A 17685-nucleotide genomic window follows, 5' to 3' on the forward strand; every position below is an offset into this window, starting at 1 on the left:
CAACAACTTGAATGGAGTAAAAGCTCACTAATTTTTAAATTATTAGATTCTATTTTTAATAATAGTAATACGCTTTGTATATAACGAAATTCGTTAACTTTAAGGAAGCTGACAATGAAAAACCGATCATTTACTAAAAAAGCACTTGTTGGATTTATAAGTATGGCACTTATGTCTGGCTCTGCTTTTAGCCAAGAAAAACCACAAATGTCTAAGCCACAAGGTGCTGTTGGCATGGGTGAGGCTAAAATGGGCGCAACCAGAACAAACCAATTTTGGTGGCCAGATCAACTAAACCTATCTCCTCTTCGTGATCATGATCTACGTTCTAACCCTTATGGTGCAGACTTTAATTATGCAGAGGCATTTAACAGCCTAGATTTAGACACAGTAAAAAGTGATATTGACGCCCTACTTACGCAATCTCAAGACTGGTGGCCAGCGGATTTTGGTAACTATGGCCCATTTTTTATTCGTATGACATGGCACAGCGCAGGCACCTACCGTACGCTTGATGGCCGTGGTGGCGCAGGCGGTGGTCAACAACGTTTTGAACCGCTTAACAGCTGGCCAGACAACGTAAGCCTAGATAAAGCACGCCGTTTACTTTGGCCAATTAAACAAAAATACGGAGAAGCACTTTCATGGTCAGACTTAATCGTATTAGCAGGTAACGTTGCTCTAGAAAACATGGGATTTGAAACCTATGGTTTTGCCGGCGGGCGAACTGACGACTGGGAACCAGACATGGTTTACTGGGGTCCAGAAGTAGAAATGCTTGCCAGCGACCGTGAAGATGCCAGCGGCAAATTAGAACGCCCATTAGGTGCAACGCACATGGGTTTAATTTACGTAAATCCTGAAGGCCCTAAAGGGGTTCCTGATCCAATTGGGTCAGCTAAGAACATTCGCGTTGCGTTTTCTCGCATGGCGATGAACGATGAAGAAACACTCGCACTTATCGCCGGTGGTCACACCTTTGGTAAAATGCATGGTGCGCACAAACCTAAAGACTGTGTAGGTGCAGAGCCTGCTGCAGCCGGTATTGAAGAGCAAGGTTTAGGCTGGAAAAACAAATGTGGTAAAGGCCACTCTGAAGATACCGTATCTAGTGGTTTAGAAGGCGCATGGACACAAGCACCTACCCGCTGGTCATCACTGTACTTAAGCAACCTACTTAACTTTGAGTGGAAACAAACTCGCAGCCCTGCAGGTGCCATTCAGTGGATCCCAACGGATGAATCGTTACACAACGCTGTACCTGACGCTCATATTAAAGGTAAGTTTAACGCACCGGTAATGACTACGGCCGACTTAGCATTAAAATTTGACCCAGAGTATCGCAAAATTGCTGAGCGCTTTTTAAATGACCCTAAAGAGTATCAACTGGCCTTTGCTAAAGCATGGTACAAATTAACTCACAGAGATATGGGACCACCACGTAACTTTTTAGGGAAAGAAGTTCCTAAAGAAGACTTAATTTGGCAAGACCCAATTTCAGCAGAGACTAAATCAAACATTGATGCTGGTGCTGTGAAAAAGCTTAAAGCCGCTATTTTAGACTCAAACTTAAGTGTACCTGAGTTAGTACGTGTAGCCTGGGCTTCTGCTGCCAGTTACCGTGACTCTGATATGCGAGGCGGTGCCAACGGTGCACGCATTGCGCTTGCTCCACAAAAGGATTGGGCGGTAAATAATCCGGCCGAAACCGCAAAAGTACTTAACGTATTAAAAGCGATTCAAGCTGACTTTAACGACAGCTTATTTAGCAAAAGCCATGTATCGCTTGCTGATTTAATTGTGCTTGGTGGTAATGCAGCGATTGAAAAAGCAGCGAAAGATGCAGGTTACACAGTAGATGTACCGTTTAATGCTGGCCGTGGCGATGCTACGCAAGCGCAAACTGACGTTAATGCATTTAGTTTATTAGAGCTGCCAGCCGATGGCTTTAGAAACTACTTTGATGCTGAACAAAGCTATAAATCGCCAACTGAAATGCTAATAGATAAAGCGGATCAGCTTGACCTAACCGTGCCAGAAATGACCGTGTTAGTAGGCGGCTTACGTTCGCTTGATGCAAACTACAAAGGCACTGACTACGGCGTATTTACTGACAAGCCAGGCACTCTAAATAACGACTTCTTTGTTAATTTATTAGATATGTCGACGGTTTGGAAAAAGTCATCAGATGCGGGGATTTATCAAGGCTTTGATCGTCAATCAGGCGAGCAAAAGTACACTGCTACTTCGGTTGATCTGATTTTTGGTTCAAATTCAGAACTACGTGCAGTTGCTGAGGTGTATGCCTTTGATACATCAAAGCAAAAGTTTGTAGAAGACTTTGTTGCGGCATGGACTAAAGTAATGAACTTAGACCGTTAATTACCATTAAGTAATACAACCATAGCGCTGCAATTAATTGCAGCGCTTTTTTATTATTAAGCTATTTTAAAGCAACCACTCGCTCGCGCAAATCATCGGCATTAACCTTCTGTGCAGCCACCATTTCACCAATAGTCACACTGACCAACGACCACTTTGGTCTAGGCAATCGCCACTTCGTTTTTCGACTAAACATACTGCCCCATAGTCCATCTAAATGGACAGGAATAACAGGCACCGGTGTGCGCTGAATTATTTTTTCAATGCCACGGCGAAATACATCAACCTCGCCATCTCCACTGAGCTTGCCTTCAGGAAAAATTCCCACCAGCTCTCCACGCTCTAGTGCCTGAGCGATATCGTCAAAGGCTTTATTAAACGCCTTAGGATTTGCTTTTTCACTATCAATTGGAATGGCTTTGGCCACTTTAAACAACCAATTAAGTGCTGGTGAATAATAAATAGGGGCAAACACGACAAACCGAATTGGCCTAGGTGACGCGGCTAAAATAAACATCCAATCAACAAAGCTAACATGGTTACTCACCACCACGGCAGCCCCATCATCGGGCATATTAAGCGTTCCCTTAGTGCGTACTCGATACATACAAATCGCTAAAATATAAATAATAAAACGTAAGAAAAACTCAGGCACTTTGCTATATATGTACAGCGATATCAGTAAATTAAGCCCTGCTAATAACAACAGTAATTGTGAAATCTCCCAGTGTAAAAGCGTTAGGGTAACAATACTTAAAACAGCGCTGCCCACCATAAATAAGGCGTTTAGTACATTATTGGCAGCAATCACTCGTGAACGGCTATCTGGGTGAGTACGCTGCTGAATAAGTGCATACAGTGGCACCGTATAAAAACCTGCAGCTATACCAATACCAGCCATCCAAATAAAGTGCCAGAGCATATCGCCGGTATTAATCACTTGTTCAAGGGTAAGCAGCGATTCATTAGTTTGGCGATAAAACTCAATGCTTGGCTCTTGGCTTAATAAATATAAAAACAAGCTAATTAAAAGCGCCCCAAAAGGCACAATGCCTAACTCAATACGTGAGCGCGATAGCTTCTCACAAAGTAAAGACCCCAATGCAATACTCAACGAAAACACCACTAAAGCTGAGGTAACCACCAGCTCATCGCCTCCCATTACATGTTTTACGTAATTAGGGAGCGCTGTTAGTATCACCGCACCAATCAGCCAAAACCAGCTGATCCCCAATACTGATTTACCCACTGACTCGGTTTGTGCGTTAAGCACATTAAATACACTTTTGGTCGAGGAAATAGGATTAAGCGATACCTTTAAATTAGCATCATTCGCAGCACTTTTTGGTATAAAACGACTACTCAAATAACCAATAACCGCCAAGCTCACTATCGCGATACTGATATAAACAGGGCCTGCAGCTTGAGTTATATAATAAGTGCCAAATACGGTGCCCAATAAAATAGCCACAAAGGTGCCAGATTCAACTAACCCATTAGCTTTGGTTAATTCATGAGGAGCCACATGCTGCGGTAAAATTGAGTATTTTAATGGCCCAAAAAAAGTGCTTTGTAAACCCATTAAAAACACAGTACCTAACATTAACCAAACCTGCTCGGTTAAAATAGATACCACGCCCACCAGCATTATTGGAATTTCGCAAAACTTTACGATGCTGATCAACTTTGATTTTTCCAACTTTTCTGCAATTTGACCAGCCATGCCCGAAAATAAAAAGAATGGCAAAATAAATAATCCCGCAGCCACGTTAGAATAAAAAGCACCATCGGCCACCGTAGCAGCCTGAAAAATTAAAATAAGGAGGATTGATTGCTTGTAAACATTGTCATTTAAAGCGGAGAAAAACTGTGTCACAAACAGAGGTAAAAACCGTTTACTGCTCAGTAAAGCTCCTTGATATTGTTGTTTATTTTCCTTCATTACGGTCTCTTAAAATTAGCTACAGCGTTTAGATTACCACTGTGTAAAAGAAATACGAACCCACTTTTTTAAGTACGTGCTCAAAAATATACCTAATCGCTAACACGCAATAAAAATGATTAACAAATGAACAATGCAACTAAATCTTGCGTATAAGTTGTTTATGAGTTGTAAATAAAACATCTATGTTCTAAAACTAAAAGGTGACTAAAAAAGGAGCATCTTTATGCCAACTACAAACACATTAGAAAAAGACACCAAATTCGCACGTTGTTTAGAGTGCAACAAAGTAAATACATTTGCCGCTTTTCATTGGCTTTCGTTAGCGTTTAAGGATATGGCGCGCGCGCCCATGCTGAGCTTAATTTACGGTTTAATCTTCACACTTATTCCCGTAGCGATTGTTTACTCTGTTGTACTTACCGACAGCCACCTTGCAATACTGCCAGCCACGGTTGCATTTGCCTTAATAGGTCCTGTGTTTGCGGTTGGTTTGTACGATGTGGCTTGGGAGCTTGAAAAAGGCCATAAACCTACTTTAAGCCATTCATTAAAATCGATGTTTCGTAACCCTGTAGGTGAGTGGGGTTTTGCCGTGTTACTTATGGTAATTATGGTTATTTGGATGCGCTTAGCTGCAATTGTTCATGCATTGTACCCAAGCCATGCAAACCCAACATTTGAAGAGCTTTCGGCGTTTTTAACCATAGGCAGTATTATTGGCGGTATTTTACTGATTAGTGTGTTTTCAATTTCGGCATTTACCCCGCAAATTATGATGGAAAGACGCGTTGATATAATGACTGCCGTGGTTTCTTCAATACATGCAGTTAAAGAAAACTTTGCAGCCATGCTGGTGTGGTCTATTTGTATATTTGTACTTGTGGCACTGGGCTTTGCTGCGGGTGCCGCTGGATTCATTATTATTATGCCACTACTTAGTTACGCTAGTTGGCACGGTTACATTGCGGTTATTAAAACTAAAAAAGAACGTGGTTACGAATAACATTCACCCATAGTCATTTTTTATCACTTAATAAAACGCTTTAGGGTGTTTTATTAAGTGATGCCTGTTTCCCTCCTGTGAATTAAATCTGCAAAAACCTTGATCTCAATAAGGTGCAAAGCTTAAAAAGCGCGCTAATATAATGTGATATACCACACGCTTTATAAAGGAATAAACATGAGTCAAAACGTTGCAGACTTAATGACACCTAACCCATTCTCAGTGAATATAAAAAGTACTTTGCACGACGCACATAATTTAATGAAAGAAAAAAATGTTCGTCACATTCCCGTTATCGACGAAGATGGCGCATTTGTTGGCATGCTTACGCAAAAAATTATGGTTGCCAAAGTAATGGGGATCATGGCTACTTTTGGCGCAAATGCATTACAACGCAAAGAAAAACTCACAAAAGTAGAAGATATTATGGTGAGTGACTTTATTAGTGTTACTCCAGCCCAGCCATTATCAGATGTGGTTAAGTTTTTTGTAGAGAATCGCCATGGCTGTATGCCTGTGGTTAGTGAGCAAGGTCAGCTGGTAGGTATTTTAACCTCTTCTGATTTTGTGCGCTTAGCTGCGGCGCTATTATCTTAACTTAATAGCACAATAAAAAACCTGCGTTTTGAATTTACTCAAAGCGCAGCTATTTTATAAACAAATACCTACCCAGAAGCCTCTTCGCATATAGCTAAGTCACTAACAGCCTGTTATGGTAAGCAGCTCTTTTCAGCAGTTATCACTAAAAGGTAATTTGTTATATGGCTAATCAATTAAATGTACTGGGAACTCGCCTACAACTATGTTGTGGCAATGGCGGCTATACTCGCGAAGGGTTTTGCTATGTGCCAGATTCAGACTTTGGTAATCACAGTGTGTGCGCCATTATGACCGACGAATTTTTGCAATTTTCTAAGGCGCAAGGTAACGATTTAATTAGCCCTAATCCTTTATATGATTTTGCAGGCTTAAAAGCTGGCGATAAATGGTGCTTATGTGCGATTCGTTGGTATCATGCCATTGCTGCAAATGTTGCTCCTCCTGTTGTACTTGAAGCAACAAACCAAAAAGCGCTAGATATTATTCCCCTTGAAGTATTAAAAGCACATCAATATACCGGGTAATGATTTGAGCGCTCAGCTTGCAATATTAAAGTATTATAACCACCCTTTATGTTTAAAAAATAAATAAGGGGCAAAGCCCGACAGCAACATAATGCCAATTGCAAATGGATAACCCCATTCCCATTGTAGCTCAGGCATTATATTAAAATTCATACCATAAACACTAGCCACTACTGTAGGCGGTAAGAAAACCACTGAGGCAATAGAAAAGGTTTTAATAATTTGATTTTGTTCAATATTAATAAAGCCTTGTGTTGAATCCATCAAAAAGTTCACCTTGTCGAACAAAAAGGTACAGTGCGACATTAAAGTTTCTATGTCGAGTACAATTTCTCTAAGAGATTCGCGCTCGTCATTTTGCGCGCCTATACGGCGTATTAAAAACGAAATATTGCGTCGCGTATCCATTAAACATAAACGCACCTTACCATTAGCATCTTCTAAGCGAGCTATGCGACCAACCGCCTCTTCTAAGTCTGAGTTATCTTCTTCAAGTACATAAGCACTGAGCTTCTCTAATTGATGATGCATGTCTTCGAGCATATCCGCGTGGTTTTCAACTTTTTGATCAAATAAAGTGATTAATAATTGTTTTGCTGTATCGCATGCCACCTGACCTTTGCGCGCTCTTAAGCGCAGTAGTCTAAAATCAGCCAATTCCTCATCACGAATAGTAAGTAAGCAATTGTTTTGCAACAAACAAGCTACCGTTACAGTATTAAATCGCCCTTCATTAGGTGACATAAACAATGCATGCACATGTAAACCTTCATTATCGATAAAGCACCTAGACGACGTTTCAATCTCTTCTACATCTACCGAATCTGGAAAAGTTATATTGAGCGTTTTTGCAAGCGCATTTTGCTCCTGCGGTGTTGGATTAATAGTATCAATCCAATGTGCATTCTTTATGGATACTTCAACAGGGGTATCAGGTAAAGGCTCTAACTCTTTGATCACTCCTTGCTCGATGGAAAAAAATCTCAACATACACTTCTCCTTTAATGAATCTTTAAGTTGAGTATATGTAACAGGACATTAATCAACAATGATAATACCTTCATTATAACCACTATAAAGGGCACGCTATTCGCTAACACTTTAAAGTACTGCTGTTTTGCAGAATTTACAAAAAAGTGCATATTTTTCATATGCACTTAATCTTACTGCTTTATCAAGTACTATAAATAAAAATTAAACTGCTATTTTTCAGTTAGTTAAAACTATGTCACTATCGGCATGACGATTGCTTCTATAAATACAAGAGGTGTTCGTTATCGCAATTTAAATACTCACTAGAGTAAAGCGAGCACTATTTTTGAAATAGTAGGAGGAATCATGAGTAACAGTAATAATGCAAATAAAGTCGCTGAATTTACCGCTCCCGGTGTAGAAAACGAATCAGCAAATAAAGCAATATCTGTACTAGAAAATCGCATGGTAGCGCTAATTGATTTACAGCTAACTTTAAAACATATTCATTGGAATGTAGTAGGTCCAAACTTTATTGGCGTACATGAAATGCTAGACCCACAAGTAGAAACCGTCCGTGAAATGACCGACACCATAGCAGAACGTATTGCCACTTTAGGCGGCGTCCCAGTTGGCACACCAAAATCGATTGTTGAGCGTCGTACATGGGAAGATTATGCCATAGGTAAAGGCTTAGTAACTGAACACTTAGCCGCATTAGACAAAGTATATAACGGCGTTAACGGTGATCACCGTAAAGCCATAGAATCACTTGCTGAGCTTGATCCGGTATCTGAAGATATGATCATTGCGCAACTTGCAGAGCTTGAGCAATATCAGTGGTTTGTTCGCGCCCACATAGAATCATCTACTGGTCAATTGAATAGCTAATTTTTAAAGCTGTCATTTGACTTACAACGCCCAGTAACTTGCTGGGCTTTTTTATTTTTAAACTATATTCCTTTTATTAATACACTAGAAATCCCCCTATTTAGCGCATCTAACACGTTTAGTTACTATACTTATTATTAAAGAGAACTTACTATCGACTCCTAATTATTAGCAGGGAATTTGAAGTGTTGTCGCGTCTATATAGCTTTATGCCAGGTTTACACACCTTATTTAATTATCAACGTCAATGGTTTGCTGATGATGTGAGGGCGGCATTATCGGTTGCAGCCGTTGCTTTACCTGTTGCTATAGCTTATGCGCAACTTACAGGCGTTAATGCTGCAGTTGGCCTGTATTCTTGCGTATTACCTATGATGCTTTATGCACTTTTTGGTACCTCTAAACAGCTTATTATTGGCCCTGATGCCGCAACATGTGCGGTTATTGCTGCAGTTGTTACTCCACTTGCTGCAGGCGATAGCTTTAAACATTGGCAATTAGTGATCACCATGACCGCAATGACCGGTTTTTGGTGCTTTATTGCCAGCCGCTTTAAGCTAGGTGTATTAGCCGACTTTTTATCTAAACCAATTTTAATGGGGTTACTAAACGGTGTAGCTATTACCATTATTGTTGGTCAGTTTTCTAAAGTATTTGGCTTTACCTTTGATGAACGCTACTTGCTTGAGCGTTTAGGTGGCGTCCCTACGTATTTATCGCAAACTCATATTCCCACCTTATTAATGGCTTTATTTACCCTCGGCGTTTACTTTGTGTTAAAGCGCTTAAAACCTACATGGCCAGCCTCTATGTTTGCCATTGCACTAGGTGCGGTATTCGTTTGGTTATTTAATTTAGAGCAGTTTGAAATAAAAACCATAGGCACAGTAACCGGTGGTTTGCCTGTGTTTAACACCCCAGTATTTGACGTGGGTATTATTCGAGAACTTGTTGTACCGGCACTCAACTTAGCCATAGTTAGCTTTGTCAGCATGATGCTAACGGCGCGAAGCTTTGCAGCAAAGAATGGCTACGACATCGATGCCGATAAAGAATTTAGAGCCTTGGGCATCGCTAATTTAGCGTCAGCATTATCACAAGGCTTTGCCGTTAGTGGTGCCGACTCACGCACAGCCGTGAACGACGACTCTGGCGGAAAAACCCAATTAGTTTCGATTATAGCTGCCGCTATTATTGGCGTTATCGCTCTTTTTTTAACGGCGCCGCTTGAGTTTATTCCCAGTGCTGCACTCGGGATTGTATTAATAATTGCCTCTGTTCACCTGCTTGATTTAAAGGCAATCTGGCAATTAAAATTTAAAGATAAGCAGGCATTTTACTTAGCCTTAGCCACACTTTTTGCTGTGCTGTTTATTGGTGTTATACCAGGAATTACCCTTGCTGTATTACTAGGGTTATTTCAATTTATTCGAACTGTTATGCGCCCATCAGACACCATTTTAGGTGTGGATATAAAAGGCGTAGTAAGAAGCTTAGACGAAACAGATAAAGCCAAAGCAGTACAAGGGGTTTTTATATATCGTTTTAATTCTCCTTTAACCTATTTTAATGCCAGTTATTTTAAACGCCGCTTGTTAGAGCAATATGCAAGACAAAAAGACGACACGCAATGTGTCATTATTGATGCTGTGCCCTGCTTCACTCATCTTGATTTAAGCGTTATGGCCATGCTCGCAGACCTAGATGTGATTTTTAAAAAACGAGGTATTCGATTAGAGCTAGCGGGAAGAAAACGCCAGCTACTTTCTTGGTTTAAAACCGCTGGTATCGCCTCAGGTAAAGACGGTATTTATATTCATTCAGACTTATACATTGCCTTACAAAAAAACAGCGTCAGTCAGCATGTCGACGAGGTTACGATGTTTCAATCGCAAAACTCCGAAGAGATAAATGCAGGTAATAATTAGGGTTATTATTTTTCCTCAACTACACTAGGGTCTGTTGACCTTTGTGGATTAAAATTTGTTCAAACTAGGGGCGGTTTAATCGCGGCGCGAGGTTTGTAACCTAGTGGGCTAAGTAAAAACCGAGTAACAAAGAGTAAATCGTCCCTAGGCAGAACCCTTCGGGCAGCGCCTGTTTGGCATTGATGCTACGTTATCGCCTATTTATGGGGAATAACCACACCACATAGGCTCTGTCTTGCCTAAATACCAAACAGACTGCTGCAAATTTAACCTTGAAAGGTCAACAGACCCTAGATGAGTCATTTATTGTGAATGACTCTTTATAAAACAATAAAGTGTTCAAGCATTTTAATGAATCAACACTTAATAATAAGCGTAGCCTTATTACCTTTTCTTGCTACTTACTAAACCTTAAAAATATAAATAATAGCCAGATGCAAATATCATACAGCGCAGTAAATACATAGTTTAGTCGCTAATGCGGTCGCTTTTAGTTTTAGCTAATTAGCCATAAGTTGTTTATGGTTATGGTTTATCAATTGCCGCTCACCAAACCCAATGAAAGACAAAGGAGCTACCATGAAATATACATTAATAATTTTATGCTTAATTGCACTTGCAGGTTGCGATAAAGGCGTTGATTCTCCAAGGGGGTTTAGCTTACCAGAGGGAAATGCTGAAAAAGGTAAAGCCGTTTTTATTAAGTATGAGTGTTTGGCATGCCATACGCTTGCAGGTGTAGAAGATGACAGTATAAAAAAACATGACGATATTTCTATCAGACTAGGCGGAAATAAAACCAAAATAGTCACTTATGCTGAGTTAGTTACATCGGTTATTAACCCTTCGCACCGCTTTTCAAGGCCTTACAGAGCTGATGCTAGAACCCCCGATGGAGCATCTAAAATGACGGTATTTAACGACACCATGACCGTTTCTGAACTCACTGATTTAGTGACCTTTTTACAACCAAATTATAAACTTATTCCTTATCACAGAACGAAGTACTCAGATTACAAATAAATACTTATAAGTAAACATCAACAAAAAAGCCGTTATTAAACAACGGCTTTTTATTATAGATTATGGATAACCCTATTCAGCATTAACCATGTCTTCAAACTTCATACCGGTTAATTTAGTTAGTACTTTAATTACATAAACAAAAATACCAATGAGCATGAGCATAGACGGAATAGCAATTACCGGATAACTCAATAGCGTCATTTCACCAAGCTGTTCGTTAAATTCAACGGAACCTGCAGGGCTGGTAACAATCCATTTAGCAAGGATGTAATTCATCGTAGATGAAAACACAAAGGTCAGCGCTAAGAGGTAATTAGCATTGGTGATTTTTTGTTTAAAGCTTTGTGTATTGCCTCGTGCATCTAAGGCATCGTAAATAGTATCTAGCTTAAATAAAAGTGAGTTTAATAAAAGTTTGGCTAGCAGGGGTTTACCAAAAAAGCCCGACATCAGCACGGTAAAACCAATGATTGCCGGAATAGCTGCTTCTTTAATAGCTAACCACTCAACGTTTAGCTCAAACAAGGCAATACCACCGGTAAGCAAAGTACTTAAAAAGCCTAAAAGCGAGATGAAGTTTAATGAGCCCGCTTTTATAAAATCATAAATACCGTAACTAATAGGGAATATAAGCGCGACAATTAAACCAGTCACACTGCCTAAATATTCAGGGCCAGAAAACTTCATTAAAATGACTGAAGGGATGATGATATTAAAGACTATTTCGATAAGCGGATTATTTTTTTTACGCTTATTTGTAGCTTGATTATTACTGGTCATTTTTAGTTCCAAAAAATATTACTGCTGCCATTAATTTCCCCTAATGAGGAATAAATAATGCTAAACATTGCTTCTTTGCATAATACCCGCAATACGCTCGCTATTCTAGCATGGCACTTAGTCATATTATTTTATTATGTAGCGCTTACTCTGCAGTAATGTAGGTATAAATTGAGGCGTTAATTAAATCACCAGTCGTATTTCCAGCCCTCAAAGGCTATATTAAAGCTACAAAAAATAAATTAGTTTAAAGTCATGCTCAGTAGTAAGTATTTATCTACATCGTACTTTTGGTTATTTTTATTGATGGTTTGTGTGCATCAAAAGGCCGCTGCCAAACAAATTATTGCTGTTGCCGAATTAAGTGGACTGTTTCAACACGCTGCTAATAATCAACACCAAGGGGTTTATCATGCGTTATTAACCAAAGCACTCGCAGATACAAAACTGAGTGATCAATACATAATTGAAGTCATGCCAATGAAACGCGCTAAGCTTGAGTTTTTAAAACAAACTGTTGCTTGCTATGCACCAGGTGAGGACACCTTTGATGGCTCAGAAGGGATTACATTACCTAAAAACATTTTACACAGCACACCTTTTAACAAAGCACTGATCAAAGTGGTTTCTAATAACCCAAAGCGAGTTATTTCAAACGTAGGCCAAATTAATAACAGCGATATTATTAGCATTGTTCGAGGGGTGCCCAGTAGTCGTGAGCTAGATAGAATAAAAGAAAAAGCCAAAATAGTAATTGAAGTAAATAGCGAAATGGAAAGCTTACAACTTTTATTACTCGGGCGAGTAGACTTAATATTAGCTTTTTATCCCGATATTACGTTTGCCTATAAAGCGTTAAATATACACCCCCATCTACCCTATAGTAATAACTACTCACCGGTGAGCATTAACGATAATATTATTTGCCACCCAAGCTATAAAAAAGACTTTGAAAAAATAAACAAAAAAATTACCGAATATCTGCAAAACGGTGAAATGAAAATATTATTAAATGATTATTTTATTCATTAACCTCTATTTAAAGCCTGCATAGGGTTGCGCCATATAAAACTCCCTTTTACAGCTTGGAAAACCTTCTCGCTTGCTCTAGTATCTAGTTGTCTTAGCTCATAATTTGCATTTTAATGAAATCATTTCCGTCACTGTACTTTGCCAATTTATTTTTAATTATTGGTACCGGTTTACTTACTACCTATTTAGCGCTTTATTTAGGTAAACAAGGCACGTCTACGTTTTGGATAGGCTTAATGACCTCGTGTTATTACCTTGGCTTATTACTGGGTTCAAAACTTGGCTATCATCTTATTAAATCGGTAGGTCACATCAGAACCTTTGCCGCCAGTACTGCTGCAGTGACAGCCTGTGTGGCTGCTCACGGCGTGAGTGATAATCTTTATATATGGTTAGGCCTTAGGCTTTTTGTTGGCTTAGGTATGATGTGTAATTACATGGTGCTAGAAAGCTGGCTGAATGAACAGTCAGCCCCCGAATCACGCGGCCGCGTATTCTCGTTTTATATGATCACTTCATACTTGGGGATGATTTTAGGGCAATTAGCGCTCGCACAATTTCCTGAGCTAGGTTATGCGCCGCTATTTTTGGTGTGCATGGCGTTAGCAATCGGTATTATTCCTATTTCTATCACCCGTAGAATTCACCCAAAACCCTTAAAACCGATAAAAATGAGCCTATTTGATTACGCTAAAAAAGTGCCACAATCGCTTACCGCGGTCCACTTTGCAGGCATTATCAATGGTAGCTTTTATGGTCTAGCACCTATTTTTGCTAAGCTATCTGGCTTTAACGCCGCTGAAATTGCTATTTTTATGTCGCTAACTATTTTAGCCGGCCTGCTAGCACAGTGGCCAATGGGCATGCTTTCTGACCGTATTCGCCGTAGTTTATTAATTCGTACTAATGCCATAGCCATAGGCATTGTGAGTTTGGCATTGTTTTTATTACCAAGCTCACAGTTAATTGCTTACATACTCACCTTTATATTTGGTTTGTTTGCCTTTACTTTATATCCGCTTTGTTCGGCACTGGCCAATTCGCGAGTTGAAGACGAAGAACGCGTAGGCGTGTCATCAGCGTTATTGGTTGCTTTTGGCGCTGGGGCAGCAATAGGCTCAACAGTTAACGCACAGATCATGAGCTACTTTGGTCACCAAGCATTGTATGCGTCTATTTCGCTATTAACCGTAACCATGTATTTATTACTCACGTTTATTAATTCTAAACAAAAAGTAGAGCAGCCTGAACCCAGTGATTATGTGGTGGGTACATCCGATGTTACAAACTCGCCACTGGCAGCGACTATGGATCCGCGTATTGAAGAAACCACCGCGCAAGATCAAATGTTGGTTGTAGATGACGAAGAAATAGACGATGAGTTTTTTGAACATCCCCAAGGGGAGCTGTTTAAAGATCTAGAAAACGAGCAAAATATGAAAAGTTAAACTTCCATTCGAAGCATTGATAAGAATCATAAAAAAGGGGGACTCCCCCTTCTTTGTTGATTTAATACTTAAAAACTTTATTGGCTTATCTGTGGCTTAATATCGCTTAAATCTAAATGGATAGTCATTTCAAAATTCTCAGGCTGTACAGCAACATCACTTAAACCCGTTCTCGCAAAATAATCTTCAAAGTCTTGCTGATATTTAGCCGAGAACTGCGTATACGCGGTAATAAACAAACTTAGCTTTTTAGCTATTATTGGATAGGTAGCGGCAAGTTCCCGCAATTTTTCAGGTTCAGCAAAGGCAAATTCAGCATAAATATTAAAGTCGTTCTCAATATTAGTTTTACCATATCTAGATAAAAACCCATTTTCATAATCAGGTCCTACATTTCTATCTTGCGTTAAAGCCTCATAGTTCGAGGATGCAGGCTTCCACTCTTTTGGCAGCAAAGCTTGCCATGCAAATATAACGAAAGGTGAACGTATATAAATTAATGAACTTAATTCATGGTGAACCCCTTTCAATGAGTTTTCGAAGTTAAAGTTCGTGCCATTTTGATCTGAAATATTTACTAATATTATGGAGTTGCTTGAGTATGTCCCACCCGCTTCAGCTCCTTCCATAAGCATAGGACCAGAGAGGTAAATAGCGTCAATTACTTCAGTAACAAACCCTTGAGGATAGGTCGTTAATGCGGCCTCAATACCATCAAGTGAGTCAGAAGCATCTGCAAGCGTAGTCATTTCCATTTCAAGAATTGGAGGCTCTCCATCACTAACTGCAAATTGTTCAGGAAAAAATAAACGAGGTTCACCAGCTTGAATGTCTACTTGGTATGTTTTGGATAAACGATTAGCTTGCTCTGTTTCACTTTCTAAATATGAACAAGCACTAACTAATAATAAAAAAACAAATATTGCTTTTTTCATTTATAAATCCTTTTTAATGAGCATGCCTGAATAATGCCGCCATTATTGAGAACGAAAGTTTAACAACAGCAGGTAAGCAACTTAAAGCTCTCATTTCATCTACCTAGAGCAAACAAAATAGAAAATAACAGGCAAACCTTAAAATAACTACATTCTTTTAGCCAACCCAAAATAAAAAAATCAAGAGACCTTTTACATAGGTTAAATACTACCCCTGTATTTTTAATTAAATTTTAAAACTATTTAACCCCTTTTCTATTTGCCAGCCGTTATAGCTCTGAAACAACATAATAAGTTAATTTGGAGCGGCTTATGCACACACTTGAATTCCCTAAAAACCCCATGTTCAAAACATCAACAGCTGTTATTGGCGGTGCTGCGATGACCTTTATCGCATTTGCCTTTATGCAATACTTAATTAGTGGCGAGCAAAGAGCGCCTATCAAATTGGGTGATGATATTACTGTTGAGATTTTTCAAGCACCTGAAGATAAACAAACCACGCATATTAAAAGAATACCACCACCACCCACACCTAAAATACCGCCTAAAGCACCACCACGTGTCACACCTAGTAATGAGCCAATAACAGCAATAAGCACAGCACCACCCATAGTAATTGACAGGTTTGGTGACGATATGAAGCAAACACTTGCCCGCCCTACGGGAGATGCTTCACCCATTGTGCGCATAAATCCTAAATACCCAACTAGCGCAGCACGTGATGGTATAGAAGGCTGGGTGCAACTTAGCTTTAATATTTCACCCACAGGTGAAGTAATTGATGCCACAGTAGTAAATGCCGAACCAAAACGCATATTTGATCGCGAAGCACTTCGCGCTATTAAACGCTGGAAATATCGTCCAAAAATAATTGAAGGTGTGGCACAATTACAAACAGGTCAAACCGTACAGCTTGATTTTAAATTAGACAGTTCGCAGTAAAGGAATAAGCGCCTATGCTATTGAGTATTAAGTCATGGTTATTTGAAGCGCCAAGCAAAGACTGCATGGCGCGGTATGCAAAAAGTGGCGACAACCGCCACTTAGAGCAGCTTATTATCTTATACAGTAACGATTTATATCACTACCTAGTTACCCAATCTAATACACATTTAGCATACGACGTAAGCCAACAAACATGGCTAAAGGTTATTGAAAAGCGCCACCTTTACCAAGCACAAACCACGCCTAAAGCCTGGTTATTTCGACTTGCACGTAACATTCTGATAGACGAATACCGCAAACAGCAACACTTTGTCGAGCTTGACGAAAACAGCCAACGGCTTGCACAAAATAACAATCAAAGTGAATTAACAAGTAGTGATTCGCATATAGGCGACACACACATAAGTTATGAAGCATTTAGCACTGCGCTCAAGCAACTTAGCTTTGTGCAGCGCGAAGCCATCACCTTACAACAAGAAGGTTTTAGCCTTGCCGACATAGAGCTTATAACGCAAAGCAACGCCCAAACCATAAAAACAAGGCTACGCTACGCCAAACAAAACCTAAAACAATTATTAGGAGATTATAATGAACAAGCCTGATGAGCAGTTTGATGAAAAGCTGTCAAACCACTTTAAAGCGCGTAAAGCACGTACCACTCTTTCGCATGCTCAACAACAGGCGTTAAAACACAGCGTAGCTCAAAAAAAACCTAAAAAGTTAGGCTTTGCCCTGCAACTCACAAGCCTTACCTGCGCATTAGGCTTACTGGCTTTTATAGTGCTCGACAGTAACAACGTGATAAATACTGCCCCTAAAACCGTATTAAACACCATAGACATACACGACTACTCGTTTATAACAACGCATGAAATAGATCAAACAGGTAACTACGCAAGCACTATAACGCAACAAAAACGCGCGCTCGACACCCAACTAGCAAACGACTTACGCCGCCATCAACAACACCACATAGAATACGGCACGCTCGTAAAGGTCGACAACGACTGGTACATAGCCAGCTGCAATGACGAAGTACTGGTACAAATTAAGCAGTCACTGCTCAGTGATTTAAAGGGAAGGCACGCAGTTGAAAGTAATATAAATACGGGTGACATGCTCGCTATGGCGCATAACGGCAAAGGGCAGATTATTGCGCTGAAACATGCGGGTGAAGGAGTGAAAATGTGTAGGGGGTGAGGGGTAAGATTGATAAGAAAATATTTATAACGAAACATTAGTTACTTCCATACAAATTATGTTTATTTTCT

General features: G+C 39.7%; 16 protein-coding genes. 12 read left to right on the forward strand and 4 right to left on the reverse strand.

The features are described from left to right. Positions 1 to 114: 114 nt before the first annotated feature. Positions 115 to 2382 carry a catalase/peroxidase HPI gene (gene katG / locus AAGD16_RS12445; RefSeq protein ID WP_377112121.1) on the forward strand — a complete coding sequence of 756 codons (2268 nt, stop codon included), beginning with the start codon at positions 115 to 117 and terminating at the stop codon, positions 2380 to 2382. 61 nt (positions 2383 to 2443) lie between these two features. Here the strand turns inward: katG and AAGD16_RS12450 are convergent, their stop codons facing one another. Continuing rightward, positions 2444 to 4324 (reverse strand): MFS transporter, encoded by a 1881-nt coding sequence (locus AAGD16_RS12450; protein WP_377112124.1) that lies wholly within the window; start codon positions 4322 to 4324, stop codon positions 2444 to 2446. Between the two features lie 226 nt (positions 4325 to 4550). Between AAGD16_RS12450 and AAGD16_RS12455 the strand changes: the two genes are divergently transcribed. The 3 genes from AAGD16_RS12455 to AAGD16_RS12465 all read left to right on the forward strand — a co-directional run bounded on the left by AAGD16_RS12455 (position 4551) and on the right by AAGD16_RS12465 (position 6454). Further along, complete coding sequence (locus tag AAGD16_RS12455) at positions 4551 to 5330, forward strand: DUF2189 domain-containing protein (protein ID WP_377112127.1); 780 nt, start codon at positions 4551 to 4553, stop codon at positions 5328 to 5330. Positions 5331 to 5507: 177 nt separating this feature from the next. Continuing rightward, the gene (locus AAGD16_RS12460; protein ID WP_016900499.1) at positions 5508 to 5927 is read left to right on the forward strand and encodes an HPP family protein; all 420 of its coding nucleotides are present in this window, start codon (positions 5508 to 5510) and stop codon (positions 5925 to 5927) included. A 164-nt stretch (positions 5928 to 6091) separates the two neighbouring features. After that, positions 6092 to 6454, forward strand: a complete 363-nt coding sequence (locus AAGD16_RS12465; protein WP_016900500.1) for a DUF2237 family protein — start codon at positions 6092 to 6094, stop codon at positions 6452 to 6454. Positions 6455 to 6487: 33 nt separating this feature from the next. Here the strand turns inward: AAGD16_RS12465 and corA are convergent, their stop codons facing one another. Then, positions 6488 to 7444 carry a magnesium/cobalt transporter CorA gene (corA, locus tag AAGD16_RS12470; RefSeq protein ID WP_024601436.1) on the reverse strand — a complete coding sequence of 319 codons (957 nt, stop codon included), beginning with the start codon at positions 7442 to 7444 and terminating at the stop codon, positions 6488 to 6490. 348 nt (positions 7445 to 7792) lie between these two features. Between corA and dps the strand changes: the two genes are divergently transcribed. From dps to AAGD16_RS12485, 3 genes are all read left to right on the forward strand, one after another. Beyond that, positions 7793 to 8317: a DNA starvation/stationary phase protection protein Dps gene (gene dps / locus AAGD16_RS12475; protein WP_016900503.1), complete on the forward strand. Its 525-nt coding sequence runs from the start codon at positions 7793 to 7795 to the stop codon at positions 8315 to 8317. A gap of 185 nt (positions 8318 to 8502) precedes the next feature. Continuing rightward, a complete protein-coding gene (locus AAGD16_RS12480; RefSeq protein ID WP_064664006.1) occupies positions 8503 to 10245 on the forward strand; it encodes a SulP family inorganic anion transporter in 1743 nt (580 codons plus the stop codon). Positions 10246 to 10824: 579 nt separating this feature from the next. Continuing rightward, entirely contained in the window at positions 10825 to 11268 is a 444-nt protein-coding gene (locus AAGD16_RS12485; protein WP_028835688.1) for a c-type cytochrome, read from the forward strand. Positions 11269 to 11340: 72 nt separating this feature from the next. On the opposite strand, the gene AAGD16_RS12490 is transcribed toward AAGD16_RS12485, so the two are convergent. Next, on the reverse strand, positions 11341 to 12051 hold the full coding sequence (locus AAGD16_RS12490; protein WP_028835687.1) for a VC0807 family protein: 711 nt from the start codon (positions 12049 to 12051) through the stop codon (positions 11341 to 11343). A gap of 255 nt (positions 12052 to 12306) precedes the next feature. Here AAGD16_RS12490 and AAGD16_RS12495 point away from each other — a divergent pair, with 255 nt between their 5' ends. After that, positions 12307 to 13083 (forward strand): hypothetical protein, encoded by a 777-nt coding sequence (locus AAGD16_RS12495; protein WP_096038745.1) that lies wholly within the window; start codon positions 12307 to 12309, stop codon positions 13081 to 13083. A 113-nt stretch (positions 13084 to 13196) separates the two neighbouring features. After that, the gene (locus AAGD16_RS12500; protein WP_058155210.1) at positions 13197 to 14531 is read left to right on the forward strand and encodes an MFS transporter; all 1335 of its coding nucleotides are present in this window, start codon (positions 13197 to 13199) and stop codon (positions 14529 to 14531) included. Positions 14532 to 14608: 77 nt separating this feature from the next. On the opposite strand, the gene AAGD16_RS12505 is transcribed toward AAGD16_RS12500, so the two are convergent. After that, positions 14609 to 15466: a hypothetical protein gene (locus tag AAGD16_RS12505; protein ID WP_096038746.1), complete on the reverse strand. Its 858-nt coding sequence runs from the start codon at positions 15464 to 15466 to the stop codon at positions 14609 to 14611. A 312-nt stretch (positions 15467 to 15778) separates the two neighbouring features. Between AAGD16_RS12505 and AAGD16_RS12510 the strand changes: the two genes are divergently transcribed. Genes AAGD16_RS12510 through AAGD16_RS12520 form a run of 3 tightly spaced genes read left to right on the forward strand, consistent with a single transcriptional unit; the run spans position 15779 to position 17614 of the window. Further along, positions 15779 to 16411 (forward strand): energy transducer TonB, encoded by a 633-nt coding sequence (locus AAGD16_RS12510; protein ID WP_377112137.1) that lies wholly within the window; start codon positions 15779 to 15781, stop codon positions 16409 to 16411. A gap of 14 nt (positions 16412 to 16425) precedes the next feature. Then, positions 16426 to 17016 (forward strand): sigma-70 family RNA polymerase sigma factor, encoded by a 591-nt coding sequence (locus AAGD16_RS12515; protein WP_096038748.1) that lies wholly within the window; start codon positions 16426 to 16428, stop codon positions 17014 to 17016. Beyond that, positions 17003 to 17614: a hypothetical protein gene (locus AAGD16_RS12520; RefSeq protein WP_377112140.1), complete on the forward strand. Its 612-nt coding sequence runs from the start codon at positions 17003 to 17005 to the stop codon at positions 17612 to 17614. The genes AAGD16_RS12515 and AAGD16_RS12520 overlap by 14 nt, the downstream gene beginning before the upstream one ends. Positions 17615 to 17685 lie beyond the last annotated feature (71 nt).

Origin of the sequence: Pseudoalteromonas sp. M58, from assembly GCF_042604605.1 — a bacterium.
Lineage (GTDB): Bacteria > Pseudomonadota > Gammaproteobacteria > Enterobacterales > Alteromonadaceae > Pseudoalteromonas > Pseudoalteromonas tetraodonis.